We start from the raw sequence: 26,449 nt of genomic DNA, 5'->3' as shown, positions 1-26,449 counted from the left end.
CGCCGCCCAGAGACGATCAGGAGGACGCACGTGTTGCTCGACGGCAGGAACGCGGTCATCTACGGCGGGGGCGGCGCGATCGGCGGTGCCGTGGCACGAGCCTTCGCCCGCGAGGGCGCGACGGTACATCTGGCCGGCCGCACCCGGGCCACGCTGGAGGCGGTGGCGCGGGACATCCGGGCGGGCGGCGGGAAAGCCGAGACGGCGGAGGTCGACGCGCTCGACGGGACGGCGGTCGACGAACACGCCGACGCCGTGGTGGCCGGCGCGGGGAGCCTGGACATCTCGTTCAACCTCATCTCCATGCGTGACGTGCAGGGCACGCCGCTGGTCGAGATGACGCTGGCGGACTTCGAGCAGCCTGTCGTGACGGCGGTACGGACCATGTTCCTGACCGCCCGGGCGGCCGCCCGGCACATGATCCGGCAGGGCTCCGGGGTCATCCTCACGTTCGGCGGGTACGGCGACCCGGTACCCGGCGTCGGCGGGCTCCAGGTCGCGTTCGGTGGCGTCGAGGCGCTGCGCCGTGCGCTGGCGCGTGAACTCGGACCGCACGGCATCCGGGTACTGACCATCCAGACCGGCGGGATCGTCGAGGTGATGCCGGAGGACTTCGAGGGGCGCGACGCCATCGTCGCCGCCATCGAGGGAAAGACGATGCTCGGCCGGGCCGCGACGCTCGACGATGTCGGCAACGTGGCCGCGTTCGCCGCCTCGGATCTGGCCCGCGCGATGACCGCGACGTCGCTGAACATCACCTGTGGCTCCGAGGTCAACTAGGCCGGGTCTCGACGTGCTCGGTCGAGCCGAGGCGAGGTCCAGGCGGCGATCCGGCAAGGCGGAGTTTCGTCCGGATACCGGTGTTGTATCCGGACGAGACGACAACGCGGCCGGTCGTCGTCTGGATCCGCCGCAGGCCGGCCAGGTACTTCGAGACGTGGCCTGACGCCTTCCAGTCCGCGTGATCTGGTCCGCCCGCGGCGACTCACCGGGGATCTATGGTGGGATCGGCGCGGGTGGATGGGGAGGCCGGATTGGTCATCGAGCTGGACACCGATTGGGAGCCGCGCGACCCGCCGGTCGGATCCGTCTGGCGCGTCGGGCGTCGTACCAGGCTCGCGATCGGCATGTTGACCTGCCTGCTGCTGGTGGCGGTCTCGGCCCGCCCGGTCGCGCCCGTCCCGGCGTTCCGGTTGGTCGAGTCGGTACCGGCGTCGCCGGGCGACTTCTACTCGCTGTCCGGCGACCAGGTGTTCGTGGTGCGGTCGACGCCTCCGGCGAGGCGCAGCAGGATCGACGCCTACAGCCTGCCGGGCGGCCGGCACCAGTGGCGGGCCCTGTTGCCCGCCCAGCTGTACGCGTACCCGGCCGCCGCCACGGTCGGCGTGATCCTCGCCGAGGGCACGAATCCTCAACAGCCGCGGCAGGTCATGGCCCTGGACGCGGCGACCGGGAGCGTGCTGTGGCGGCTGGCCGACGCGATGGTGTTCGACGACACGACCAGCGTCGGCCCGCGCATGCTGGTGTTTGTCGCGCCGTCCGGGGGACCGAGAGAGTTGCGCCTCCTCGACACCCGGTCCGGCGCCACGGTGTGGTCACGCCCGCTTCCCGCCGGTACCCGGGCGAAGGTTCTCGCCTCCCGGCGGCTGGTGCTCCGGTCAGCGGACGGGTCGGCACAGATCCTCGACGAGGACACCGCCCGCACGCTCGTGTCCGGACGGCTGGACACCGATTCGTACCAGAGCCCGCTGGACGACTCCCCCGGATTCGGCGCCCTCTCTGCCGGCGACCGGCTGATCGTGACCTACCTGCTGCCCCACGACGTGACCGGCGTTTCCGCGTACCAGATGTCCACTTTGGACAAACTGTGGAGCACCGAGGTCGGTGAGCGGGTCCTCAACGTCGCCGACTGTCTGGCCGTGCTGTGCGTCAGCAGCGACGACAACATGATCGCGGTCGACCCGGCGACCGGCGAACGCCGGTGGGCCACCCTGCGGTGGATTATGGGTGGTGGGCTCGGCGGCCTCGTTCAGGCGACCAACGTCCCGGGCGAGCAGGACCCGGATGGCCGGGTCGTCCTGCTCGACCCCGAGACCGGTCGGCTCACGCTCGACCTGGGCGACTGGTCGCCGCTGGAACCCATCATCCGGGGGCAGCCGGCGCTGCTCACCACCGGCCGGCGCGGCCCGCTCGGCACCTGGGTCGGCGCGCTCGATCGGGCCGGCACGGCGGTGCGACCGGTGGCGTTCCTGCCCGACGCCATGCGGGGCACGTGCGAGATAGACCGCACCGGACGGCTGTACCTGGCCTGCTCGGACTATGACGGGCCGGTCGACATCTGGGTCGGCCGGCCCGCCTCGGACGGGTGAACGCCGGTCACACCGCCGGGGTCTCCGGCGCCGGAGCCGGTACGGCCGCCCGCGTCGCCCGCCGGCGGCGGCGCAGCCACAGCACCGCGAGTACGGGCACCCCGATGACCACGGCGAACGGCAGCACCGCGCCGAGGATCAGCAGCAGTACCTGCAACGCGCCGAGGAACGCGTGCCAGCCGTGCTTCAGCCCGGGCCAGAAGCCGCTCGCCGGCTTCGGCTTCGGCTTGGCCACCGCCGCCTCCGGGCCGAGCAGGGACACCGTGATGGTCGACAGTGTGGTCAGGTCGTTCAGGTTGCGCTTCTGCGCCTGCATCGACTCCAGGTCGGCTTCGCGCTGGGTGAGCTGGCTCTCGATGGTGGTGATGTCGGTCAGCGACTCCGCCTTGGCCAGCAGCGCCCGCACCCGGTCCACACTCGCCTGCTGGCTGCGGATCCGGGCGTCCAGGTCGATCGCCTTGTCGGTGACGTCCTCCGTGGACACTTTGCGGGCGATCTCGTGGCCGCCGAGCTGTTTGCCGATCGCGTCCAGGATGCCGCCGAACTTCTCCGCGGGGATCCGCAGCACCAGCGTCGCGGTCGACTGGCCCGCGTTCAGGTCGCGGGTGTCCCCGCCGACGAACCCACCGGCCGCGGCTGCCAGCCCTTCCAGTTGGCCGGCGGCGGCGTCGACGTTGTTGACCCGCACCGTTATCGAGCCGGTGTAGATGATGTCGCGGCTCAGGGTCGGCAGCGAACCGGGCTTGCCGGCCGGGACGACCGCCTGCGCGTTGCCACCGACCTGCACCTTCGAGTTCGCGTTGCCGCCGCCGTCGGGGGCAGCCGGGGCCTTGGCAGCGGTGCCGCCCGAGAGCGACCGTGCCGAACTGTGGGAATCCGCGGAACACGCGGCCGAGCCGGCGGCCAGCGCCAGCCCGACGGTGATGAGTACGGTGGCTCTGCGCCACCGGCGGGTAACCGATCTCATGCCGATCCGACGCCCCGGTACCGGGAGCGGTTCCTGGCGTCCGGCCACGGACACGTCACGATTGGATTGACGAACGGCCACCGCGTACACCGGAAAGCCGTCCACGACGGCCGGATGCCTCTGCGGTGGTTTGGTAGCCTCGGCCTCGGCCCGCCCGGACGACCGGAGGGAGTCACCGAGTGCGACACACCGCACGCCTCGAACCCAACCGCGCGTCCGTCGCCGGCCTCCGGGCGCGCGTCGCGTCGAGCTTCTCCGGGCCGCAGTGGCAGCCGTGGATGGAGGGTTCCGCGTCGATCGACGCGGCGCTCGCCCTCTCGATCACCGTCGTCTGCCTGTTGTGGGGTCACGACAGCTCCGCACCCTGGCGGCCGTTCGACGCGACCGGCTACGTCCTGACCGCCACGGTCAACCTGCTGACCTTCGTGCGCCGGCGGGTCCCGGTCACCGCACTGGCGCTCTACTGCGTCCTCTGGTTCCTCTACATCAGGGCCGGCTACTCGCCGGTGGTGAACAGCTTCGGCGCCATGCTCGTCGGGTACACGGTCGCCGCCAGCCGGCCGCGCCTGGTCGCGATGGCCGGGGCGGCGGCGGGAGCCGGCATCTGGCTGTACGGCGGGCTGCTCGATCCGAACAGTTCGACGCCGTTTGTCGTCGTGCAGAGCATCGTGCTCTCCGCCATCGTGTGGAAGGTCGGCGACTGCGCCCGGGAGCTGGCCGACCGCGGCACCCAACTGGCCGTGTCCGCCGCGCAGTTGCGCCGGGACCAGGAGGAGCTGGCCCGCCGCGCGGTCATCGACGAACAGTTGCGCATCGCCCGGGAACTGCACGACGTCGTCGCTCACCACCTCTCGGTGGTGTCGATCCAGGCCGGCCTGGCGCGGTACGTGCTGGAGTCCGACCCGGTGACCGCCGGTGAGGCGCTGGGCACCGTGCTGGACACCACCGGCGAGGCGCTGGAGGAGTTGCGCCGGCTGCTGGCCGTCCTGCGCACCGGAACGCAGCTGGCGGAGGACAGGAGCGAGGCATACCGTCCGGCACCCGGCCTCGGGCAGCTCAGCGAGCTGATCGGGCGGATGAAGGCCGCCGGCGTACCGGTCGAGGTGCGGGTGACCGGTACTCCCCGGGCGCTGCCGCCGGGCGCCGACCTGTGCGCCTACCGGGTGATCCAGGAGTGCCTGACGAACGTTCTCAAACACGCGGCCGGGGCGAGCGCGTTCGTCGACCTGCACTACGCTGCCGGCGCGCTGACCGTCCGGATCCGCGACGACGGGCGCGGGCTGCCGGCGGGTGGGGCGCCGTCGGGCGGGCTCACACCGACGGGCAAGCTCACACCGACGGCCGGGCTCACACCGGCGGGCAAGCTCACCCCGGCGGGCAGGCAGGGGTTGGGGCTCGCCGGCATGCGCGAACGGGCGAAGCTGTACAGAGGGGCGGTGGAGGCCGGGCCACGCGTCGGCGGCGGGTGGACGGTCGAGCTGATGCTGCCGCTGCCGGCCGCGGCGAAACCGGCACCGCCGTCCGCGATCGTGGCCGAGCGGGAGGACGATCGGGAGGTCGTACGGCGATGACGAGCGTGCTCGTGGTGGACGATCAGGTCTTGATCCGGGCCGGCCTGTCCGCCCTGATTCACGCCGCGCCCGGGCTGGAGGTGGTCGCCGAGGCCGCCGACGGGCTGGAAGCGGTCACGCTGGCCGCGACGCACCGACCCGACGTCGTACTGATGGACATCCGGATGCCCGGCCTCAACGGGGTCGAGGCGACCCAGCAGATCCTCGCCGACAGCCGTCCGCACCGTCCCCGGGTCCTCATCCTGACCACGTTCGACCTGGACGAGTACGTGTTCTCCGCGTTGCGCGCCGGGGCCTGCGGCTTCCTGCTCAAGGACACCCCACCGCACCGGCTGCTCGCGGCCATCCACACGGTCGCGTCGGGCGAGACGCTGTTCGCGCCGACGGTCACCCGGCGCCTGATCGAGGCATACTCCGACCGGCGCGACAACACCCCCGGCCCGCCGCCGGACCTGCGGAGCCTGACCGCCCGCGAGGTCGAGGTCATGCGCCTGGTCGCCGAGGGGTTGTCGAACCTTGAGATCGCTGGCCGGCTCGTGCTCAGCGAGGCCACGGTGAAGACCCACGTCAACCGCGCGATGACCAAGCTCAACCTGGCCAGCCGGGCGCAGGCGGTGGTGGTCGCCTACGAGACCGGGCTGGTCACGCCGGGCCGGGTCGACCGCTGACCGGCTGCTCCCCCACCCCGCCGGGTGCCTTACTTCGCGGACGGTCGCGGGCTCGGCGACGAGGTCGGGGACGCGCTCACCGGCACGCCGGACCGGCTGACCGACGGAACCGGGTGCGGACCGACACGTGGGTCGGCGGAGTCGACGATGGCCCACGCTCCCGCCGTGAACAGCACGGCCACCGCGGTCGCGGCGACCAGCGCGGGCCGGAGCGCCGGCATCGACGGCGGACGGCCGGTGGTGCGCCGCGTTCTCGGGTCGAGGTACGGGTCGCCCGCCGGGGTACCCGACGGCGAGGTGCCGGCCAGCGACCGTACCCGCGACAGCAGGCGCCGTACCGTGCCCGCCGGTACCGGATCGGCGAAGGAGCCGGCCGGCCGGGGCGGCACGATCCTCTGCCACGCCTCGCGCCAGGCCGCCAGATCCTGGTCGATGCGCTCCCGCGACTGGCTGCCCACCCGCAGGCAGCTGGCCACGAACGGCTCCACCGATTCCCAGGCGGACTCGTCCCCGGCCAGTAATCGTTCCATCGTGCCGGACGGCACACCCTCCACCACGAATCCGCTCGCCGTGCGGCGCATCCGGATCAGTGAGCGCAGCGCCGCCTCGGACGGTTGGCCGGCCCACGTCCAGAGTGCGCGCAGCCGCCCGGTCAGGTCGGCCTGGCTCACCGCACCTGCCGGTACCGGCGGATTGTCGTCGTTCATCGCCTCAACCCACCATCAGCTCGACGCACCGTCCCGGGCGACCCCGGTCGAGCCGGCCGGCCGCGCGGACGCCGACCAGACGAGGCCGCCGAGCCTGCCGACGACCGCGTCCGCGAAGCGCCACCCGAAGTGGATGGCGGAATCGGGCTCCCCCGCGGCCCGCACTTCCACCCACCACACCGGCGTCGGTACCCGGTCGGCGACCTCGTCGCCGAGCAGCCGCCGGACTTCGCCGGGCACAGCGACCATCACCGGTACCTCGATGGTCAGCAACGGCCGGAGCGTCTCACCGTCGGGTGCGTCGCAGAGCTGGATCACCGGACCGTCTGCGACCTCCAGCACCAACAGTTCCTCGCCAGCCGCGGCCATCCCGGCCAGCAACGCGGACACGTCCGGCTGCCCCGGTGTCAGCACCACCAGATCCTGGCTCATCGGCCCGCCTCGCTCCGATCGCCCGGCGTCGCCGGGTCCAGGCCCGTCTGCACCAGGCGTACCGGTTCGCCCCGGCGCACCCACCGGCCCCGGCCCGGCGGCAGCGGCTGGGCGTACACGCCGGGGAACAGCTGGCCCTCCTCGCGGTCGCCGGTCAGCACCAGACCCGACGCTCCGCTCTCCCGCAGCGCCAGCAGGAACGGCTCGTAGAGGCCGCGCGAGGCTCCGGCCACCCGGCGGGTCACCACGATGTGCAGGCCGATGTCGCGGGCCGACGGCACGAACGGCAGCAGCGGCTCCAGCGGATGCGACCCGCCGGCCGTCATCATGTCGTAGTCGTCGATGAGCACGACTACGTGCGGCGGGTTGCCACCCGGCGCGGGTACCGCGTCCGCTGCCGGCACTGGGCCGGAGTCGACCGGATCCGAGCCCGTCGCGACCGTACCCGCCGGTGTCGCGCCGATCGCCGCGCTCGGCTCCTCGGGAATCCTCCGGACCAGTTCCTTGGCCACACCTGCGGCGAGCGCCGTGCACGCCTTGACGTTGCTCGCGTAGCCGCCGACGAACTCCTGCGGCGCCAGCTGTTTGAGAATGCCGCGCGGGTCCATCACCGCGAAGACGACCTCCTCGGCGGAGTGCCGCTCGGACAGCCCCCGGGCGATCATCCGCAGCAGGTTCGACTTGCCGCAGCCGGTGTCGCCGAGCACGATCAGGTGCTGGTCGACGCGGAACAGGTCGAGCAGCACCGGCCGGAGTGCGATCTCGTCCACCGCGATCGGCAGCACGCCCGGCTGGTTGAACTGGTTGAACAGCGACGTCGCCGGAATCTGGTGCGGCAGCACGCGGATCGGCGGGGCGGGCTCTCCGGGCCAGGCGTTGCGCACCGACGCGGCGAGCTTCACCAGCGCCTCGCCGGAATCGGCCGGCGTAGCCTGCCCGTCGGTACGGGGCAGCGCCACCTGGGCGAAGAGCTGGGCCGTGGTCAGCGCCCGGCCGGGTCGGTCGGCGCGGATGGTCTCGGCCAGCCGTCGCCCGATCGACGAGTCGGTCGGGTCACCGAGCCGCAGTTCCACCCGGCTGCCGAAGGTCGCCTGCAACGCGATCCGTACGTCGTTCCAGCGCAGCATCGACGCGACCACGTGTACGCCGAACCCGCCGCCACGCTGGAGGATGTCCGCCAGCAACGGCTCGAGGTCCTCGAAGTCGCTGCGTACCGCGCCGAACCCGTCGATGACCAGAACCACGTCGGCGCTGGCCAGGCCGGACAGCTCCCCTTCGCGGTGCGCGGCGCGCAGTTGCTCGACCGAGTCGACACCGGCCTGCCGGCACAGGTGCTCACGGTGTTCGAGCATCATCCGCACCTCTTCGATGGTGCGGCGGATCCGTTCCCGGTCGGTCCGTCCGGCCACCCCGCCAACGTGCGGGAAGCCGGCCAGCGCGGTCAGCCCCGAACCGACCAGGTCGATGCCGTACACCGCGACGTCGTGCGGCGTGTGGGTGAGAGCGAGCGAGGCGACGAGGGTACGCAGCAGGGTCGTCTTGCCGGACTGCGGGCCACCGATGATTGCCAGGTGCCCGCCGGCCTCGGTGAGGTCGAGCACCCACGGTCCCTGGCGCTGCCGGGCCGGGTCGTCGATGAGCCCGAGGGGTACCCGCATGGCGCCCGGCGCGAGCTGCAGGCGGTACCCGCCGGCACGCAGGTCGGCCGGCCCGGCGACCTGGTCGAGGGTCAACGCCACCGGGATCGGGGGCAGCCAGATCTGGTGTACCCGGGACGCGGCCGCGGCCAGCTGACCCACCATGACGCTGAGCAGCGTCTCGCCGACCACCCGCTCCGCCATCACCGAGGTGTCCTCCGGCGCGGTGGCCGGCGCGTTGTACTGCTCGTACGGCGCCACCAGGGGCTGATTGTCCGCCTCGGCCGCGGACGCCCGGTCCTCCGGAGCGCGCAGCCGTCCGGACACGTACGCCGCCTTGAACCGCTGGTAGATGGTGGTGTCCACCTTGAGGTAGCCGAAGCCGGGCAACGGCGGCAGGTGGAACGCGTCCGGCGTCTCCAGCACGGTACGGCTTTCCGCCTCGGAGAACGTGCGCAGGCCCAGCCGGTACGACAGGTACGCGTCCAGGCCCTTGAGCTTGCCGCCCTCGATGCGCTGGCTGGACAGCAGCAGATGGACCCCGATGCTGCGTCCGATCCGGCCGATCGTCAGGAACAGCTCGATGAAGTCTGGCCGGGCGGTGAGCAGCTCACCGAACTCGTCGATGATGACCAACAGGTACGGCAGAGGCGCCAGCTCCGGCCGCTGCTCGCGCAGCACCGCGTAGTCCGCGATCTTCGCGACGTGGCCGGCCTCACGCAGCACCTGCTGCCGCCGCTTCACCTCGCCGTCGAGGCTGGCGTACGCGCGCTCGATGAGCCCGGCGTCATCTTCCAGGTTGGTGATGACGCCGGCCACATGCGGCAGATCCTCGAACGGCGCGAAGGTGGCGCCACCCTTGTAGTCGATGAGCGCCATCGCCAACTGCTCCGGCGGGTGCGTCGCGGCGAGTGAGAGCACGAGGGTACGCAGCAGCTCGCTCTTCCCCGAACCGGTCGCTCCCACGCACAGCCCGTGCGGCCCCATCCCGAGGTCGGCCGACTCCTTGAGGTCGAGATACAGCGGGGCCCCGGCGTCGTCCAGCCCGATCGGCGTGCGCAGGAACGCCCGTGCGCCGCGATCGGCCCACAGCCGCCGGGTGTCCAACGCGGTCGGCTCGTCGATGCCGAGCAGCGTCGGCACGTCGACCGCACCGGCGTGCGGCGTCTCCTCGATCGACTCCGGGGACAGGCGCAGCGGCGAGAGCGTCCGGGCCAGCCCCTCGGCCAGGCCGGGGCTGACCGGATCGATCTGTCCCGAGTAGACAGTCGCAGCCCCGCGCAGGTCCTCGACCGTGATGTCCCGGCCGCCGACCGTGATGCGCACCGCCACGTCGTCCGGCTCCTGGAGGCGGTCGGCCACCAGGTGGAGCACGGAGACGCCGAGGTCGGCGGCGGATACGTCCAGGTCGGCCAGGTTCAACCCGCTGGCCACCCCGCCGTACGTGTCGTGCACGACGAGCAGCCGGTGCAGCAGGGCGATGCCGCGCCGGTCGGAGACTCCGCGGCGCAGTTCGGTGGCGTACGCGGCCCGGTTGCTCAGCTCGCCGTGCAGCAGCATGCGCAGCGAGTCCACGCTCGACGCGATCCGCCGTACCGGTGCCGGCCTGTCCCGGGTATCCGCGTCCAGCACGTGAGGCAGCCACTTGACCCAGCGCCAGTCGGGCTCGCGGTCGGCGGAGTGCGCCACGGCCAGCGCCAGATCCTCCGGGGCGTGGCAGGCCGCGGCCTGCGTGATGATGGCCTGCGCGGTGGCCAGCACCGCGTCGCGGGGGCCGACGATGCTCACGTCGCCGGCACGGTCCAGCGGTACGACCAGCGGCATGCCCGGTGCGTGGCGGAACCGGCGCAGCACGGCACGCGCCTCGGCGAGCATGAACGGGTCGGTCGGGTTCAGCGCCGTACCCTGATCGGGCAGGTCGAGCGCCTGCGCCGGCATCGTACCCACACCGACCCGTACCGCCAGGAAATCCCGGTCGAGGCGGCGCCGCTCCCACAGCCGCGCCGGATCGCGGACCAGTTCCACCAGCGCCTCGGCGGACGGGTTGAGCAGCCGCGCCTGCGCCCGCTCGGTCTTCTCCCGCTCGGCCAGTTCCTCGCGCAGTTCCTGAAGATAGTCGAGGTATCGCTCGCGCTGCTGGCGCCGCTTGCGCAGCGCCTGCCCGCGCTGGGACAGCATCAGCATGGCGCCGGCGGCGAGCGCGAGCACCAGGACCAGCGCGCCGATGAGCACGAACCCGCTGCCGCGGGTGAACAGCATCATCGACATGGACCCGGTGACGCCGACCGCCGGCAGCATCATCATGAGGCTCGACGCCGCCTTGCCCTCGGGCAGGGTCGGCGGCGCCTCGACCGCGCGAGGCGACGGATCGGCCGGCGGGCGGATCGCGCGCGCCGGCCGATGGACCACACTTGTCGCCATACGTCAGCCGGTCGGCACTTCGGTGTAGTCGGACAAGGGATCGTTGTGGTGCTGTGGCGGGTTGGGGGGCGCGGGTTGCGAGGTGCCCAGGTCCCAGGCGAAGTCGCCGCTGACCCACTCCCGCAGGCCCTCTGGCAGCTGTGACCAGGCGTCGCGGGTCGTGGTCGACCACGGGTACCGCCCGGACGCCGGCTGGCCGTTTACGCCGACCTTCAGGTGTTCCTCGGCGACACCGGGGTTGGCGTACCACTTGCCGTCGTGGAACGTGCCGAGGGCGAACCGGGTGACGCCGCCGTCTCGGGTCGGCTGGTACCAGTACATCGTGCCGTCGCTGATGCGCGCGCCGGTAGCGATGTACTCCGGCACCCCGCCGCCGGTCAGGCCGACACCGGTGTACGGGGCGGGTGCGTCGTGCACCTTGAGGTGAGCGCCGGTGAGGTCGGCACCGGAGTCCTTGAGCGCGCTCTCGGTGTGGCCGCTGACCGGGATGACGTAGCGGTCCAGGTCGTCGGGGTGGGTACGGAAGACCACCTCGCCGTACCCGTGCAGCGGCGGCCCGAACGGCTGCGCGTGCCCGCGGTGGGTCAGCCAGTATGCCTTCTGCCGCAGTGATTCCTGCCGGGCCCACTCCTGCCGGAAGTGGTAGTCCAGGGCCAACGCGTCGACCCGGTCGACCGGCCGTACCGCGTCCCGCACGAACGGATCCTGGGTCACGAACCCGCCCACGGTGCCCTTGTGGTTGGCGAGGAAGTCCTGCACCTCCTTGGGGCCCAGCACCTTGGACAGCTCGGTGTCCGGGGTGACCTGTGGACCGTCTCGCAGGTAGCTGGCCAGCAGCGCCTTCTGGTCCGCGGTCCAGTCGGCGAGCGGCTTCTGGGCTCGGGAGAGGTCCTGAAGCTCGTGCGCACCCGCGGTGGCCGCGTGCTCGTTCAGGCCCGCGGCCATCAGCCGGTCGCGGATGCTCTGCTCGGCGTCCGGCAGCGCGATCGGGTGGTGACCCGGGACCGGCGGCAGGCCCGCGTTGCCGCGCAACGCGTCGAGGTCGTCGTAGAACCGGTTGTCGAGGGCCGAGAAGCGGTTGTCGCTGTCCCTACCGAGGGCCGAGGTGATCCGTGACGTGTGGTCCGACAGCTGTTTGATCTGCTGGGTGGCGTCCTTGAAGATCCGCGTCTGTTCCGCGGCCGGTTTGCCGGCGGCGTCGGCTTTGGCTTTCTCCCAGATCAGGTCGCGTTGGCGAGCCGCGTCCTGGCCGTGCGCGGTCAGCTTCGCGCTGGCCGCATCGTGCGCGGCGTCGGCCGCGCTGGCGTGGGCGGCGGTGACCCGGCTCAGGTCGGCGTCGAAATCCCGCTCCGGTTGCCGGTCCAGGCCCGGGACGTGCGGCATGGCCCGATGGCCGGCCCGCGTCGCGACTTCCCCCTCCGGTACCGATGGCAGGTGCCACCCGTTGCCGGGCGCTCGCAGTGCCCGCCCGAGCAGGGTGCTGTCGTCGAAGCCCGCGCGTACCGCCCGTACGTCCAGGCCGGCCCAGCCACCGGTGGTGATCCACTTCGGTGCCTGCATCGCCCGCCCGGCCGCGCCCCACATTCCGCCTCGCTCGGCCATGGCGGCGCCCTTGTCCGCCATCGCACCGACCGCGAGGTCATCGGCTCCGGGGATCAGCAGCGCACCGACGTTCCCGACCAGCCGCCCGGCGCCCCTGGGTCCCCAGTTGCCGTTGGCGTCCTTGCCGATCAGCCCGTTGAACGCCGTGGCCATCGTCTTCCAGTTCGCCGCCGCCTGTGAGGGCGCCGCCCAGGTGAGGGGATTCGTGGCCATCGACATGCGGCCCAGCCCGAGCCAGGAGTTCTTCAGCGTCCCCAGGCTCCACCCGAAGCGACCCGACTGGTTGAGGCCGAGACCGACAAGTCCGGGCAGCGCCAGAACCGTACTCAGGACACTGTCGCCGATACCGTCGACGAACTGGTCCACCGCGTCGGACTTCGAGCCGCCCCAGGGGAGCGCGACGCCCGCCAGGTCGAGGTCACGCCAGTTGCTCGGAACCGCCGCGTGAGCGTCCTCGGCCTCGGTACGGCTGTGGAACGGCCGGGGCTTGCCCGGCGGCGGGTCGAACGTCGTGTCGAAGGCGGTACCGATCTGACCCGCGTACTCCTGCTCGATCTGCCTGACGTGGCTCAGCACGCCGGCGACCTTCTTGGCGAGCAGGTCGTTGTAGTCCCGGCCGGGCATGTGTCCCAGTCCGCCGGTCTGGTAGCTCGCCTCCGGCCATGCGGCCGGACCCCTGGCCCTGGCCCACGCGACGAACGTCGTCGCCTGGGCGCGCAGGCCGTCCAGCTGTGCGTTGAGCCCCTGCATTTCGGCGGCGAAGTGCCAGACCGCGTCGCCGATGGTGTTGAGGCGGCTCTGCACGCCGTCTGCCTTGCGTACGACCAGCGACGAGCCGCTCAACAACTGCGGTGTCTCGGGCGCGCGGTACGAGTGACCGAGTTGCTGCCAGGTCCGGTCGACGGAAGCTCCAGCACCGTGCACCTTGATCCCGGCCGACTTGATCCTGCTGCCGGCGGCCTGCATGGCGCCCACGTCGATCGGAATCTTCGGGATCCTGCCGGGATCGATCAACCCGTCGCTCGGGTTGTACGCGTCGGAGTACGAGCGCCAGTCGGCTTCGCTTCCGTTGCCGTACGACATCGACGTCGCCTTCCCCTATCAGCGGTCGCTCAGGATTGCAGATCGAGTTGGTGAGTCTTGGCCTCGATCCCGGGCTGGGCGCTGAACGCGTCGACATCCCGCGCCGCCGCCTCGCGGTGCTTGGCCCCGGCGGCCATCCTGTCGTCGGCCTTCAGGTATTCGGTCGCCGCGTCGACAGCCACCGACACGATGAAACCGGTCTCCGAACTCACCGCGTTGACCGCCATCACCGCCCGCGCCTGGGCGACCCGCAGTGCCTGCTCGACCGGCGATCCCCCGTCGGGGAACGCCAGCACCGCCTCATCCAAGGCGTCGTACGTCGACTGCCGAGCCTTCGTGAGTTCGCCCTTCAGGACCCCGTTGACGTTCTTCAGCACGCCGTTGATGCCCTGCGGATCGATGTTGTATTTGGTCACGGAATCCTCCCGCCGAATGCGACCGGCCGCGGTCCGACCGGTCAGATGGCGCTGACCGCTGCCCGAGCGCGGGACTGCGCCTGAGATGCGGTGGCGTCGTTGTCCAGCAACGTCTTCTTCACCAGGGTGATGATGCTGCGCACCTCGTTCGCCGCGTTGTTCCAGCGGACCTCTTTGTCGTGGTACAGGTCCGAGACACCATCCGCGAAGAAGTCCGCCATCGCCGACTTCACCGCCTGGTCGCGGTCGTTGATGACCGCTTCCAGCCGGGCCACCACGGTCTGAATATTGCCCTGCGCCTCAGCGGAAGCCCCGGTGTCGTAACTCAACCGATCCATCGTGCCCATCGTGGTCTCCCGTTCCTCAGGCCGACATCCGGAAACTGGCGGCCTCGAAGTTCGACGCGCCCTGGCTGTGCTGCGCGTTGTCGGACATCGACTGGTCGCCGTCCACAAAGGACACGTTCATGCCCTGCTGGCCACCGAGGATCGACGCCAGCGCGGACCGCAGGTCGGCGCTGATCTGATCCGCCCGTGCCTTGAACCCGTCGAACGCGGACTTGCCGGACCCGTTGAACTTCCCCTCCAGCGGCTCCGCCGCCGCAATCAACGCCCGGATCAACGCACCCAGATCCTGATGCGATCCATCGGTACGGTTGATCAACGTCGGCAGCGTCTGGCTGCCCATGTCAAACCGCATTTACCGACCTCCCGATCAGCCGGCCCGATCGGGACCGGGCCGTCACACTTACTCGTCTCCGGGCACGCGAAACGCGACCCCCGACCGCAACACGTTATGCGCGCTTCCCCGGAAATGCGTCGAACACTGGATGGAGGTTCGCCTACAACCAGCGTGGTATGTCGCACGGAGCTACAACCAGCGCGGTAGCCAGAACCGTTGAACAGCAACCGATCGCGTTGCGGCGGCTCGGCGCCGCACTTACCATCGCCCGGTGGCCTGGCCAGTCGTCGACATCCTCACCGACAGGACCGCCGTCCTGCTCCAGGACCGGCCGGTGGTCGGTCTGTGGCCGGGCCTCGTCGACGCTTTCATCGAGGCCGCCGACCTGGGGCTGGGCGTCCAACTCGTGACGCCGGCGACGAGCCGCCTCACGGTCCCGTTGCGGATGGCGCTGCTCGGCCAGCACCGCTGGGTGGTGCACGCGCCCGGCCGCGGTTATGTCGACGGCGCGAGCGGCGCTGGGTTGCGCTGGGACGACGACACCTTCGTCGAAGCCGGTACCCCCGCTGGCGCCGGAGTCACCGACAGCACGGAGCGGGGCGGGGAGATCGGCCGGCAACTGTGGCTCACCATCGAACTGCGCCACGAGCGCCAGCCGGCCACCTTCGGGCTCGGCGTCGAGGCCGCGTGCCGGACGCTGACCGGTAAACCACCGCTCGGGTGGGGCCCCGCCGAACCGGTGACCCAGCCGTGGCAGCCCGAGGAGCTGACCGAACTGGTCATCGATCGCGCACCGCGGCCGACTCAGGTGACTTTCGTCGGCGGCGGCGCGCGGCCGGCCATCGGCATCCTTCAAGTCACCGACGCGCAAGCCGCTCCGGCGCAGTCGGCGGTTCTCGTCGTCGGGTACCCGGCCGGCGAGGAGCCACCGCTGTCCGTGCTGCCGGCGCTCGCCGACACGCTGGCCCGCGAGCACGACCTCGCGCTGTTTTTCGCGGTACTGCGGCCGGGACGCGAAGACCTGACCCTTCCGGCCTCGGACGGCCCGGCCGACGGCGCGGGCATCCCGACCGGCCTGGCCGTCGGCCCGGCGGCACGCGGCGACCTGAGCGCTTCCGAGGCGTTGAGCTTGGAGGGCGCCCGGCCGATCGGCCCGCGGCACCGCGGGACGGCCTGGTATGACCTGCCCGACGGTTGGAACTCGCTGACCGCCCTCGCCGGGGCGTTGCGCGCCGACGTGCCGCTGCCGGTACCGTGACCGGCACGACGGCGCGAGCCGCGGGCGTTGCCTGTCCGTCCCCGGATGGCTACGGTGGCCGGCGTGGCGCGCGACTTCGACAGCGAACTTCTGGAATCCGTGGCGGTCCGCCGCCGACGGATGCGGGACGCGATGTTGTTCGGTGCACTGGCCAGCCGCCGGTCCTACGAGGAAAACGCCGGCAAGGTGATCGCCAGCATCGTCATCGCTGGTGTGGTGGCGGCCGGATGCGTCGGATACTCGTCGATCCGCCAGCAGATCGCGAAACAGAACCAGCAGAACAAATCCGCTCCGGCGATCATCCATACGCCGGACCGATAGCGGGCGCACCCACGCGACGGGGCGCCCCGCACGCAGTACGCGCAGGGGAGGCGCCGTGGCCCGGTACAGCAGGGTGACGCTGGTGGGCGGCCGGCGGCGCGCCGATGTCGTACTGCCCTCCGACGAACCGATCGGGGTGCTCATACCCGACGTGCTCGACCTGCTCGGCGAGCCGTCCGGTCGGGTGCCCCGGCCGCGACAACTGGTGACCAGTTCCGGGCTCGCGCTGCCGACCGGGCAGAGCCTGGCCGCGGCCGAAGTGGCCGACGGCGCCGTGCTCCGGGTCGTGACGGTCGAGGACAGCCCGCCCGCTCCGGTCATCCACGACGTCACCGAGGAGACCGCGGAGGGCGCGGACCGGCTGTCGTTCCGGTGGAGCCCGGCCGCCCGGCGGTGGAGCGCGACGGCCGGCGCGGTGGTGCTGTTCTTCGTCGCCGGACTGCTGATCCGAGCCATCGAACCGGGCCGCTCCGGCGTCCTGTGGCTCGCCGTCGCGGCCGCCATCGGATGCCTGCTCGGTGCCGCGCTCGCCCAGGTACGCGAGCCGATCGGCACCGTGGTGCTGCTCGGCGCCGGCGTACTCGCCGTGCAGTCGGCCTGGTTCGGCGGCCGCACCAGCGGATGGCAGGCGGAGCAGCGCTGGTTGCTGCTGGCGGTGGTGGCCGGCATACTCGTGGCGCTGCTCGGCGCGACGACACCGCTGGGGCGCGGCGGCTGGCTCGGTGGCCTGTTCGGCGTCCTGCTGGCCGTGCTGTGGTGGGCGGGCATGCTCATTCACCTTCCCGCCGCCCGGTTGAGCGCGGTCATGGCCGCGGTCGCCGTCGTACTGCTCGGCTTCCTGCCCCGGCTGGCACTGCTGATGGCCGGCCTCACCCGGCTCGACGACGCGCGCACCGGTGGCGGGGACGTGACCCGGCGGGACGTGTACGACGCGCTCGCCGCGTCTCACCGGGGACTCGCGCTGGCAACCATCGCGCTGGCCGCGTCGATCGCGGTCAGCGGCTGGTCGCTGGCCGGCCACCCGGATCGGTGGACGCTGTCGCTGGCCGGGTTGCTCGCGGTCCTCCTGCTCAGCCGCGCCCGGCTGTACCCGCTGGTCGGCGAGGTGGTCGCGCTGATCGGCGCGGCCGGTGTCGTGCTCGCCGCCCTGTTCGTCGCGTGGCTGGGCGCCACCGGCACGCCGACACCGGCGCAACTGGCCGTCGCCGCCGCGGGCGCGGTCGTCTGCGTACTGGTGCTCGCCGTCGACCCGCCCGACCATGTCCGCGCGCGGCTGCGCCGGCTGACCGACCGCGTCGAGGCGGGTGCGGTCCTGGCCATCGTGCCCGTGGTCGTCGGTGAGTTCGGCACGTACGGCCGGCTACTGCACATCTTCTAGTAGAGGGACAGATATCGATGGGTCAGCCAGCCGAGCCGCCACCGACTCCAGCATCGGGCTGGCATACCGAGGTCCTGCGAACCGCCGGCCAGCCGACCACCGAGTCGAATCCACCGGTGGTCTACGGACGGGCCTCGGTGCGACCGCCTGCCGCGGTCCCGGTCGCCCCGCCGCCGACCACGCCGCCGCCGATCGCACCACCGACCACCACGCCGCCGATCGCACCGCCACCGATCGCACCAGCGCCGACCACGACGGGCTCGATCCCGGTGCCGTCGAGCGCCCCGCCGGTCCCCTCGGGGCCGCCCGGTGTCCGGCTGTGGACGTCCAGCCGGCCGGCGCCCACCACCTACCCGGCCAGCACCCCGCCCGAGGAGCCCGCCGTACCCGAGGCGCTGACCCGGCTGGCCGGGCGGGTACGCCGGGGCGACACGCCACAGCGCCGGCTGCGCGGCACGCTGGCCCGGGCCATGGGCGGCGGAGCGGGTGAGGTGCACGCCCTCACCGACGACGTGCACCGGATCCAGCAGCCGATCACCACGTGCCGGCGGATCCTGGTCGCCGGTGTGCGCGGCGGCGCCGGGGCGACCACCCTGGCCGCCCTGCTGTCCTGCGCGTACGTGCGGTACCGCGCCGACGGCGCGCTCGCGCTGGAGACGACACGCGGGCACGGCTCGCTGGCGTACCGGCTCGGTGCCGCCATGCGACTGACCGCCGAGGACGCCTCGGCACTGGTACGGCGGCCACCCGGCGAGGCGGTCGCGGCCCTGTCCCAGCACCAGCGCCGGCCCACCCTGCTCAGCCGGCCGGGCACCATGGACCTCGACGCGTACCGCGAGGTGAGCACCCGCCTGATGCGCTTCTTCGGCCTCGCGGTCATCGACGGCGGCCACGACGCCGTGATCCAGCCCGGCTACCTGGCCGACGGGCACAGCCTCGTCCTGGCCATCCCGGCCACCCTCGACGGCATGCGTACCGCGCTGGCCTGGTTCGCCGAGGTCGCCCCGGATCTGCGGGCGCGCACCGTGCCGGTGCTCCTCGACCAGTCCCCGGACGCGGCGCTGAACCACGCGAAGGCGGCGGAGTCGCTGCGCGGCGCGGGGGTGCCCGCGTGCGTCCTCGGGTACGACCGCAGCCTGGCCGCCGGCGCTCCGCTGGAGCCCGGCCGGTTCGCCCGCCAGACCGCGCCCGCGGTGGCCCGGATCGGCGCCGCCGCACTCACGCTGGCCAACCAGAACCGCGGCTGACAGAGCCGGCCGACAGCACCGGGGCCGGCAGAAGGCGGCTAACCAAGACCGGGGCCGACCCGCTGGCCGGCCAGCTCAGGGGGTTGGCTCGACCACTGCCCAGAACTCCTTCGGAAGCTGGGTCAGCGTGTCCGCGAAGTCCTTGCCGGTCACCGCCTCGCGCAGCGTCGCGAGGACCGCCCGGGCGCCCTCCTGGGCGCGTTCGGTGTTCACCGCCGCGTGCGTCTCGATCCGCCGCAGGAACTCGGCCAGCCCGAAGCGTTCCGCGTTCTCCTCGGTCGGCAGCAGCCAGCCCCGCAACCGCTCCGGCAACTGCGCGGCCAGGTCCCTGACCTCGCCCCCGCTGATCCGTTCGGACAGCGTCACCAGCGTCGCCAGGCTGAGCGCGGTGGCCTCGTCACGCGAGGTCCCCAGCCGTCCCGCGACACCCTGGATGAACTCGTCATAGTCCACGGGGCATCCCTTCAGACCACTCCGACTAGTCTGGCTCGACTCTTCTGACGCCGCGCGACGACCCAGACCAGTCGTCCGACCAATCTGGCCCGGCGACTCTTCTGACGCCGCGCGACGACCCAGACCAGTCGCCGCTTACCCGGGCGCCGGCTGGCCAAACGCGGGGACCGGCACAATGAGCCGGTGCCGGAGTTCCTCACGACCGAACGGCTGATCCTGCGCGATCTCGCCGAAACCGACCTGGACGACCTCGTCGCGCTGGACAACGACCCCGAGGTGATGCGCTACCTCAACGGCGGGAAGCCGGTGCCCCGGGAGGAGTTGCGGGACACGATCCTGCCGAAGCTCCTGCGCGGTTACCAGCGGTACGGCGACCGCCCCGGGTACTGGGCGGCGGAGACCCGCGCCGGCCGGCAGTTCCTCGGCTGGTTCGCGCTGACGCCGACGGACCGGCCGGACGAGGCCGAGTTGGGCTACCGGCTGCGCCGGTCGGCGTGGGGCGCCGGATACGGCACCGAGGGCTCCAAGGCGCTCATTCGCAAGGGATTCACCGAACTCGGCCTGACCCGGGTGATCGCGCAGACGATGGCGGTCAACGCCGCGTCCCGCCGGGTCATGGAGAAGAGCGGCCTGATCTACGCGCGGACGTTCCACGAGACCTGGGACGATCCGCTCCCCGGTACCGAGCTGGGCGAGGTCGAATACGCGCTGGACGTGGAAGAGTGGCGGCGCCTGGAAGCGTGACGGCGGTGCGTCGGGAAGCGCACCGCCGTCTCTGACTCGTAGCGGGCGATCAGCGGCCGCGCCGCCGGGCCCGGATGTAGTTCGACACCACGTACCTGCCGAGGTCCTCGGCGTCCGGAGTGAACACCCGGCCGCCGCTGCGCCGCGCGACCGCGTCCACGAACCGGCGCAGCCCCTCGTCCTCGCCGAGCATGAACAGGTTCAGCGTCGCGCCGTAGCGGGTGAGCACGTCCACCTCGCGGACGGTCTCCATCACCGTCTCCCGGGCCGGCGGCCAGGCGAACACCGCCTCCCCGTCGTCGAGCAGGTGCGCGGTCGGCTCCCCGTCGGTGACGACCAGGACGACCGGGTCGCCGTCCGAGTGCCGACGCAGGTGCCGGCCGGCCAGCCGCAGCGCGTGCTGCAGGTTGGTGCCCTGCACCATGTCCGGCTCGACTGCGGCCAGCTCCTGCTGGGACAGCTGCTGCGCGTACCGGCCGAAGCCGATGATCTGCAGCGCGTCCTGTGGGAACCTGGTCGCGATGAGGTGCGAGAGGGCCAGCGCGGTCTGCTTCATCGGCCCCCACCGCCCCTCGGACACCATCGAGAAGGACAGGTCGACGCACAGCGCGACCGCCGCCGAGGAGCGCCGTTCGGTCTCCGCGATCTCGAAGTCCTCCACTTCGAGGAGAACCGGCGTCCCGCCGCGACCGGAAGCGGAGACTCGCCGGACCGCGTTGCCGATCGTGCGGACGACGTCGATCTGCTGCTCGTCGCCGTACTCCCAGCGGCGCGACGCCCCGGTCAGCTCGCCGGCCGCGCCCGCGTCCCGCAGGTCGTGCTGGCCGCGCGGACCGCGCTCCAGGTCCGCGAAGATCGAACGCAACGCGGTACCGCCGAGCCGGCGCAACGCCTTCGGGCTCAGCGTCAGCCCCTCGGCGCCCCGGGTCACCCAGCCCTGCCGGCGCAGTTCCCGTTCCAGCTCCCGCAGCCGGCGCACGTCCGCACCGGCCTCGCGGCCGAGCAACCGCTCCACCGCCTCCACGTCGACGTCGTCGAGCGTCGCGCCGGGGTGCTCCTGCCCGAGCTGGTCGATGAGGTCGTCGAGGTCCGAGAGCTCACCGAGCACCTCGGTCGCCTCGCCGTACCCGAGCCCCCGCTCGCCGCGTACCTGCGAACGGCGGCCCCAGGGCAGGTCCGGGCGCAGGGTACGCAGGTGCGCGTCCAGCGCGGCCATCTCGCCGGCCAGGTCGGCGTCGCCGAGCGCCCGGGACATCAGCCCGGCCAACTCCTCCCGTTGCTGCGGGGACAGCGAGCGCATCAGCCGCTCGCCTTCGGCCGCCCGCCGGGCCAGCGCCTCGACCAGTTCGTCGATGCTGCCCGGCTGCTCCGGGAAGAACTCGCCGTGCCGGCGCATGAACTCGGCGAACGCGTCCGCCGTGTCCTCGCCGCGAGCGTGCCGGTCCAGCAGGTTGTTGAGGTCGCCGAGCATCTCCTTGAGCTGCTGGTTCGCCGCGGCGTTGCTGGCCGGGTCCGCGCCGCGCAACGCGTCGCGCAGCCCGGTGAACCGCTGCTGCAGCACGTCGTTGCGCAGGCCCTGGAGGATCTGCTGGTACAGCTGGCGGGCCTCGTCGCTGGTCCACTCGTACCCGGACAACTCCTGTACCGCCTGCGCGGTCGACCGGGGCAGGTTGTCCAGTACCGCCTCGGAGAACCGCGCCGCGTCGTCGTCGCGCCCGGCCAGCTCGTCGCGTTCCGCCGCGAGTGCCTGGTCGAGCAGTGCCTGCGCCCGGGTCACCGCGCCGTCGAGGTTGCCCCGTCGCATCGCCTCGCGACGCATCCGGCGAGCCCGGGCGACCAGGTCGCCGAGGCCCCGGCCGGAACGTGGGCCCTGGCGCAGCAGGTCGCGCAGCGCCTCCCGCAGGCTCCCACCGGCCAGCACCTCGGCACCGACCTGGTCGACCGCGGCCCGGACGTCGTACGGCGGCGCCAGCGGATCGGGTCCGCCCTCCCACGCCCCGTACCGAAACCGGTTACCGCTCATACCGAATCCTCTCCGACCAGTCTGGCTCGGCGCGTCTGACGCCGCGCCGCGACCCAGACCAGTCGCTCCGCTGCGGTTCGGCATGAGGCACGAAAAGACTGCGACTCTGATGAGCTCGCTGACGCTCGCCCATTACTGGCGCCGCCCACCCGGGCCGTACGCGGTGCGGCCGTCCTCCCGCAGTTCCTTGGACAGCCGGCGGGTCAGGTACAGGCCCTCCAGCACGAATTCCACCCCGGCCGCGGCCTCGCCCCGGGTCGGGGCGTCGCCCATGCCGAGCCGGTCCAGTACCTTGGCCAGCCCCGGCACAGTGCCCACCTGGCGCAGCACCTCGTCCGCGGCGACCAGCTCGCCGGTCTCGATGATCTCGCCCTCGGCAACGATGTCGGTGAAGCCGGACAGGTCCAGGCCGGCGAGCCGGGCACGGAACGTCTCCGCGGTCGCGGTACGCAGCAGGTGCCCGAGGATCTCGATCTCCCGGCCCTCCTCGCCGCTCTCGAACTCCACCTTGCCGCGCAGTGTGCTGGTCACCGACACGGTGTCGCCGACCCGGGCCACCGGGTCCTCCTCACCGAGCAGGCCGGCACGGCGCAACGCCGACGCGGCGACGGTCTCGGCGGCCGCGATCGCGAACCGGGCCGAGACGCCGGAGCGGGAGTCGACCGACGGCGACTCGCGGACCTCTCGGGTGAACCGGGCGATCACCTCGACCACGTGGTCCGGTACGGCGGCCACGACGTCGGCCTCCTGCCGGATCAGGTCCATCTCCAGGTCCAGGTCGACCGGGTAGTGGGTACGGATCTCCGCCCCGAACCGGTCCTTCAGCGGGGTGATGATCCGGCCCCGGTTCGTGTAGTCCTCGGGGTTCGCGCTGGCCACCAGCAGCAGGTCCAGGGGCAGCCGCAGCTGGTACCCGCGCACCTGGATGTCCCGCTCCTCCAGCACGTTCAGCAGCGAGACCTGGATCCGCTCGGCCAGGTCGGGCAGCTCGTTGATGGCGAAGATGCCCCGGTTGGTGCGGGGCACCAGGCCGAAGTGGATGGTCTCCGGGTCGCCCAGCGTCCGGCCCTGCGCGACCCGGATCGGGTCCACGTCGCCCACCAGGTCGCCGACGCTGGTGTCCGGCGTGGCCAGCTTCTCGCCGTACCGCAGCGAGCGGTGCAGCCACGCGACCGGCAGCTCGTCGCCGACCTCGGCGGCGAGCCGGCGCGCGGCCGGCGTGATCGGGTGGAGCGGGTGCTCGTTCAGTTCGGAACCGGCGATGACCGGGGTCCACTCGTCGAGAAGGTTGACCAGCGAGCGCATCACCCGGGTCTTGCCCTGGCCGCGCTCACCGAGCAGCACCACGTCGTGGCCGGCGAGCAGGGCGCGCTCGACCTCGGGCAGCACCGTGTCCTCGTAGCCCACGATGCCGGGGAACCGGGGCTGGTCCTCGCGCATCTTGATCAACAGGTTCTCGCGCAGCTCCTGCTTGACCGAGCGGTACTTGTAGCCGGCCGCGCGCAGGCCGCCGAGGGTACGGGGCAGGTCGTCGGGCGGAGTGGGGGTGATCGTCTGCGGCGTTTGGGTCACCCATCGACGCTAACGCGCCGGGCCGGTCATCGACACGCGTCCGGGCTGGGACGCGGGTTACCCGTCGAGGTCGCGCAGGATGCCGGTGAGGATGTCGGCGGTACGGGCCGGCGGGTCCGCTTCGACGCAGAGGACCTCCATGGCCTCGGCGTACAGATCGACATCGTCCCGCTTGTCCAGATAGAGCGCGCTGGTGAGCTGCTCGATATAGACCACGTCGGGCAGTTCCGGGTCCGGGAAGCGGAGGATGCTGAACGCCCCGCCCGCCGCCGCGTGGCCGCCGACGTGGAAGCCGATCACCTGGAGGCGCACGTTCGGGATGTCGGTCGCCGCGATCAGCGCCTCGATCTGGGAGCGCATCACCTTCGCGCCGCCGATCGGCCGGCGCAGCACGGCCTCGTCGACCACCGCCCAGAGCTGGGCGGGGTTGGTCCTCGCGAGCAGTTGCTGCCGGGTGATGCGCACGCCGACCCGGCGCTCGATCTCGTCCGCGCCCGCCTTGCCGTGGCCGAGCCGGACCACCTCGCGGGCGTAGTCCTCGGTCTGCAGCAGGCCGGGGACGAACTGGACCTCGTACGTCCGGATCAGCGACGCCGCGGCCTCCAGGCCCAGGTACGACTGGAACCAGTTGGGCAGTACGTCACCGAACCGGTGCCACCAGCCCGGCGTGTTCGCGTCGCGGGCGAGCGTGAGCAGCCGCCCGCGCTCCTCCTCGTCGTCCAGCCCGTAGAGGCTGAGCAGGTCGGCGACGTCGCGCTCCTTGAAGCTGACGCGGCCCAGCTCCATCCGGCTGATCTTCGATTCGGACGAACGGATCTCCCAGCCGGCGTCCTCGCGACTGACCCCCTGAGCCTCGCGCAGCCGGCGCAGATGAGCGCCGAGCAGCATGCGCAGCACGGTGGGACCACCGCCTGAGCCGCCCTCAAGCCCAGCCGTCGTCACGCTGACCTCCGGATGCCGAGCGGCGGCCCGTGAGGCCGCCTCCGTAATACCCGGGTAAGCATGCCATGGACGCAGGGTTATCGGGCAAGCCGTGCGTCCGACATCTGGGCCGATGTGCGTACGCGCGGCATCTGGGCGGTGTGAACGACTGATCCGGGTCGTCGCGCGGCGTCAGGCACGCCGAGCCGGACCGGTCGGACGACTGGTCTGGGTCGTTGCGCGGCGACAGACGCGCCGAGCCGGACCAGTCGAAAGCGGCCAGCGAGGACCGCCCTGATGCTGCCGGTGACGCTAACGCGTCACTGGATGAATTTGTCGAAGTCGCCGTCCCTCGCGCCACCGATGAACGCGGCGATCTCATCCACTGTGTAAATGAGCGCCGGGCCCTGGGGGTCGCGCGAGTTCCGGATCGCAATGCCGCCGTCCGGTAGGCCGGCCATCTCGACGCAGTTTCCGCTCGGGTTGCTCCGGGCGCTCTTCTGCCAGATGAGGGCGGGGAGTTCGCCGGCGGGCATGCCGTTGTACGTCTGGTGCATCAGTTCCTCGTAACCGGGTTTCAGGGACGGTGCGAGGAACGGCCGAATGGCCCCCCACCCCATCCGATCTGATCGGACCTCGCGCGGCGGGGGCCCCTGCACGGCTCGGATGCACGTGCATCGGCTCTTGCGCATGCAAGGCACGACGAGGATGATATCGCATGTGCATCCGTACTTGTCCGTTTACGCTTCGTGGTCGGGCGGCGGAACGTTGACGCAAGCTGCGGGACGCCATGGCATTAATCAGCCGGTCACGGACTTGCGCCATCGCCGGTCTCAGCCAACCCGCGATCACCGACGGTAAAGGGAGATCCCTCATGGACCCCCTCACGGTCGCGTCGGGAGTCGCCATGGCATCGGCCATCGGCGCCGGATGGCACTGGTATGGCCGGGCGAGTCGAGCCGAAGCCGAAGCCAATCTGCTGCGCGGCGAGCTTCGCGCCGAGCGCCACGCGGCCCGGCATGATCCGCTCACCGGCCTGCCCAACCGCCGGACGTTCTACCAGCGGGGAGCGGCGATCATCGCCGACCCGGTGCAGCACCCGCTGGCCGTGGTCCTGCTAGACCTCGACGACTTCAAGCGAGTCAACGACGAGTTCGGGCACGCGGCCGGCGACGAAGTGCTGATCACCATCGCCCGGCGCCTCGAGGCGTATGCCGGCGACAACCTCGTGGCGCGGATCGGCGGCGACGAGTTCGCCGGGCTGTTCGCCAACTCGGTCGGCAGCGGATCGCTGCCGTACCCGACCGGGCAACGGCTGGCCGAAGCGCTCGCCGCGCCGATGCCGATCGTCGGCCGGAGCCTGACCATCACGGCCTCGGTGGGCGTGGTACCGCTCATCGGCTACGCCGCCGATCTCGCCGGAGCCCTGCGCGACGCGGACGACGCCATGTACCGCGCCAAGCGCCACGCCCGCAGCGCCGGCCGCGCACCGACCTGGAGCGAGACGCCGGCCACCGGCGACGCCTCGGGCAATGGCACGACTGGTGCGGGAACGACCGGCACGGGCACAACAGGCAGCAGTGCCACTCCCGCACCGGCTCCACAGCCCCTACCGGCGTCGTCGCGTGCGACGCGCCCCCTGGTCGACGTGACCAATCACACACCAGAGTAGGAGGGCCCCGAACCATGCCAGCACCGGACATCGACCCCGACCATCGCAACCCCGCCGATGTCGCGCCCACCGACAGCTACCGCCCCGCCGATCCCGTGTGGATCTATCGGGGCGGCCAGTGGCGATCCGGGGTCGTCGAGAGTGCCTCGTCCCGCGCGGCAACGGTGACCTACCGGCCGAACGGCGCCCGGGGCACCGGAGTGGACACGTTGACCGCCCGCTACCTGCTGGCTCGGGCCGACGCGGATCCCACGCTCGACCGGATGACGGACGTCCGCGGCGGGCTCTGATCGCCGAACCGCCCGG

23 protein-coding genes and 1 pseudogene are annotated in these 26,449 nt (G+C 72.0%); 11 read left to right on the top strand and 13 right to left on the bottom strand.

Features of this window, described 5'->3' with window-relative positions:
• Positions 1 to 30: 30 nt before the first annotated feature.
• Both Raf01_RS29005 and Raf01_RS29000 read left to right on the top strand, forming a co-directional pair.
• Complete coding sequence (locus tag Raf01_RS29005; protein WP_203921210.1) at positions 31 to 780, top strand: SDR family NAD(P)-dependent oxidoreductase; 750 nt, start codon at positions 31 to 33, stop codon at positions 778 to 780.
• Positions 781 to 1,016: 236 nt separating this feature from the next.
• The gene (locus Raf01_RS29000) at positions 1,017 to 2,369 is read left to right on the top strand and encodes an outer membrane protein assembly factor BamB family protein (protein ID WP_203921209.1); all 1,353 of its coding nucleotides are present in this window, start codon (positions 1,017 to 1,019) and stop codon (positions 2,367 to 2,369) included.
• A gap of 7 nt (positions 2,370 to 2,376) precedes the next feature.
• Here Raf01_RS29000 and Raf01_RS28995 read toward each other — a convergent pair whose 3' ends face one another.
• Entirely contained in the window at positions 2,377 to 3,336 is a 960-nt protein-coding gene (locus Raf01_RS28995) for a DUF4349 domain-containing protein (protein ID WP_203921208.1), read from the bottom strand.
• 179 nt (positions 3,337 to 3,515) lie between these two features.
• On the opposite strand from Raf01_RS28995, the gene Raf01_RS28990 reads away from it, so the two are divergent.
• A complete protein-coding gene (locus Raf01_RS28990; protein WP_203921207.1) occupies positions 3,516 to 4,907 on the top strand; it encodes a sensor histidine kinase in 1,392 nt (463 codons plus the stop codon).
• Entirely contained in the window at positions 4,904 to 5,575 is a 672-nt protein-coding gene (locus Raf01_RS28985) for a response regulator (protein WP_203921206.1), read from the top strand. The genes Raf01_RS28990 and Raf01_RS28985 overlap by 4 nt, the downstream gene beginning before the upstream one ends.
• A gap of 29 nt (positions 5,576 to 5,604) precedes the next feature.
• On the opposite strand, the gene Raf01_RS28980 is transcribed toward Raf01_RS28985, so the two are convergent.
• Genes Raf01_RS28980 through Raf01_RS28950 form a run of 7 tightly spaced genes read right to left on the bottom strand, consistent with a single transcriptional unit; the run spans position 5,605 to position 14,572 of the window.
• Positions 5,605 to 6,282 carry a hypothetical protein gene (locus Raf01_RS28980; protein WP_203921205.1) on the bottom strand — a complete coding sequence of 226 codons (678 nt, stop codon included), beginning with the start codon at positions 6,280 to 6,282 and terminating at the stop codon, positions 5,605 to 5,607.
• Between the two features lie 15 nt (positions 6,283 to 6,297).
• Entirely contained in the window at positions 6,298 to 6,714 is a 417-nt protein-coding gene (locus tag Raf01_RS28975) for a hypothetical protein (RefSeq protein ID WP_203921204.1), read from the bottom strand.
• Positions 6,711 to 10,760 (bottom strand): type VII secretion protein EccCa, encoded by a 4,050-nt coding sequence (gene eccCa / locus Raf01_RS28970; RefSeq protein ID WP_239134004.1) that lies wholly within the window; start codon positions 10,758 to 10,760, stop codon positions 6,711 to 6,713. Before eccCa ends, Raf01_RS28975 begins: the two co-directional genes overlap by 4 nt.
• 15 nt (positions 10,761 to 10,775) lie before the next feature.
• On the bottom strand, positions 10,776 to 13,457 hold the full coding sequence (locus tag Raf01_RS28965) for a hypothetical protein (RefSeq protein ID WP_203921202.1): 2,682 nt from the start codon (positions 13,455 to 13,457) through the stop codon (positions 10,776 to 10,778).
• A 29-nt stretch (positions 13,458 to 13,486) separates the two neighbouring features.
• A complete protein-coding gene (locus tag Raf01_RS28960; protein ID WP_203921201.1) occupies positions 13,487 to 13,873 on the bottom strand; it encodes a DUF6507 family protein in 387 nt (128 codons plus the stop codon).
• A gap of 41 nt (positions 13,874 to 13,914) precedes the next feature.
• Positions 13,915 to 14,211, bottom strand: coding sequence for a pore-forming ESAT-6 family protein (locus tag Raf01_RS28955; protein ID WP_239134003.1), 297 nt, complete (start codon positions 14,209 to 14,211; stop codon positions 13,915 to 13,917).
• A gap of 25 nt (positions 14,212 to 14,236) precedes the next feature.
• Positions 14,237 to 14,572, bottom strand: coding sequence for a hypothetical protein (locus Raf01_RS28950; RefSeq protein WP_203921199.1), 336 nt, complete (start codon positions 14,570 to 14,572; stop codon positions 14,237 to 14,239).
• A gap of 253 nt (positions 14,573 to 14,825) precedes the next feature.
• Here Raf01_RS28950 and Raf01_RS28945 point away from each other — a divergent pair, with 253 nt between their 5' ends.
• The 4 genes from Raf01_RS28945 (at position 14,826) to Raf01_RS28930 (ending at position 18,758) form a co-directional block, all read left to right on the top strand.
• Entirely contained in the window at positions 14,826 to 15,812 is a 987-nt protein-coding gene (locus Raf01_RS28945; protein ID WP_203921198.1) for a DUF6177 family protein, read from the top strand.
• A 63-nt stretch (positions 15,813 to 15,875) separates the two neighbouring features.
• Entirely contained in the window at positions 15,876 to 16,133 is a 258-nt protein-coding gene (locus Raf01_RS28940) for a hypothetical protein (protein WP_203921197.1), read from the top strand.
• Between the two features lie 55 nt (positions 16,134 to 16,188).
• Complete coding sequence (gene eccD / locus Raf01_RS28935) at positions 16,189 to 17,511, top strand: type VII secretion integral membrane protein EccD (RefSeq protein WP_203921196.1); 1,323 nt, start codon at positions 16,189 to 16,191, stop codon at positions 17,509 to 17,511.
• Between the two features lie 116 nt (positions 17,512 to 17,627).
• Positions 17,628 to 18,758: a P-loop NTPase family protein gene (locus Raf01_RS28930; RefSeq protein WP_203921195.1), complete on the top strand. Its 1,131-nt coding sequence runs from the start codon at positions 17,628 to 17,630 to the stop codon at positions 18,756 to 18,758.
• Between the two features lie 75 nt (positions 18,759 to 18,833).
• On the opposite strand, the gene Raf01_RS28925 is transcribed toward Raf01_RS28930, so the two are convergent.
• The gene (locus tag Raf01_RS28925) at positions 18,834 to 19,211 is read right to left on the bottom strand and encodes a DUF2267 domain-containing protein (protein WP_203921194.1); all 378 of its coding nucleotides are present in this window, start codon (positions 19,209 to 19,211) and stop codon (positions 18,834 to 18,836) included.
• Positions 19,212 to 19,394: 183 nt separating this feature from the next.
• On the opposite strand from Raf01_RS28925, the gene Raf01_RS28920 reads away from it, so the two are divergent.
• Positions 19,395 to 19,955 carry a GNAT family N-acetyltransferase gene (locus Raf01_RS28920; protein WP_203921193.1) on the top strand — a complete coding sequence of 187 codons (561 nt, stop codon included), beginning with the start codon at positions 19,395 to 19,397 and terminating at the stop codon, positions 19,953 to 19,955.
• Between the two features lie 49 nt (positions 19,956 to 20,004).
• Here Raf01_RS28920 and Raf01_RS28915 read toward each other — a convergent pair whose 3' ends face one another.
• The 4 genes from Raf01_RS28915 to Raf01_RS28900 all read right to left on the bottom strand — a co-directional run bounded on the left by Raf01_RS28915 (position 20,005) and on the right by Raf01_RS28900 (position 25,028).
• A complete protein-coding gene (locus tag Raf01_RS28915) occupies positions 20,005 to 21,978 on the bottom strand; it encodes a vWA domain-containing protein (protein ID WP_203921192.1) in 1,974 nt (657 codons plus the stop codon).
• 132 nt (positions 21,979 to 22,110) lie between these two features.
• Positions 22,111 to 23,550, bottom strand: a complete 1,440-nt coding sequence (locus Raf01_RS28910) for a sigma 54-interacting transcriptional regulator (protein ID WP_203921191.1) — start codon at positions 23,548 to 23,550, stop codon at positions 22,111 to 22,113.
• 57 nt (positions 23,551 to 23,607) lie between these two features.
• The gene (locus tag Raf01_RS28905; protein WP_505973668.1) at positions 23,608 to 24,492 is read right to left on the bottom strand and encodes a Sco1979 family transcriptional regulator; all 885 of its coding nucleotides are present in this window, start codon (positions 24,490 to 24,492) and stop codon (positions 23,608 to 23,610) included.
• Between the two features lie 299 nt (positions 24,493 to 24,791).
• The gene (locus tag Raf01_RS28900; protein ID WP_203921190.1) at positions 24,792 to 25,028 is read right to left on the bottom strand and encodes a DUF397 domain-containing protein; all 237 of its coding nucleotides are present in this window, start codon (positions 25,026 to 25,028) and stop codon (positions 24,792 to 24,794) included.
• Positions 25,029 to 25,345: 317 nt separating this feature from the next.
• Between Raf01_RS28900 and Raf01_RS28895 the strand changes: the two are divergent.
• Together Raf01_RS28895 and Raf01_RS28890 are read left to right on the top strand one after the other, a co-directional pair.
• Positions 25,346 to 25,933: pseudogene (locus Raf01_RS28895) on the top strand (GGDEF domain-containing protein); the annotation flags it as partial.
• Positions 25,934 to 26,157: 224 nt separating this feature from the next.
• Positions 26,158 to 26,433, top strand: a complete 276-nt coding sequence (locus Raf01_RS28890; RefSeq protein ID WP_203921188.1) for a hypothetical protein — start codon at positions 26,158 to 26,160, stop codon at positions 26,431 to 26,433.
• Positions 26,434 to 26,449: the final 16 nt, after the last annotated feature.

Source organism: Rugosimonospora africana, assembly GCF_016862975.1.
Lineage (GTDB): Bacteria > Actinomycetota > Actinomycetes > Mycobacteriales > Micromonosporaceae > Rugosimonospora > Rugosimonospora africana.
This window is presented reverse-complemented; position numbering and strand designations above follow the sequence as displayed.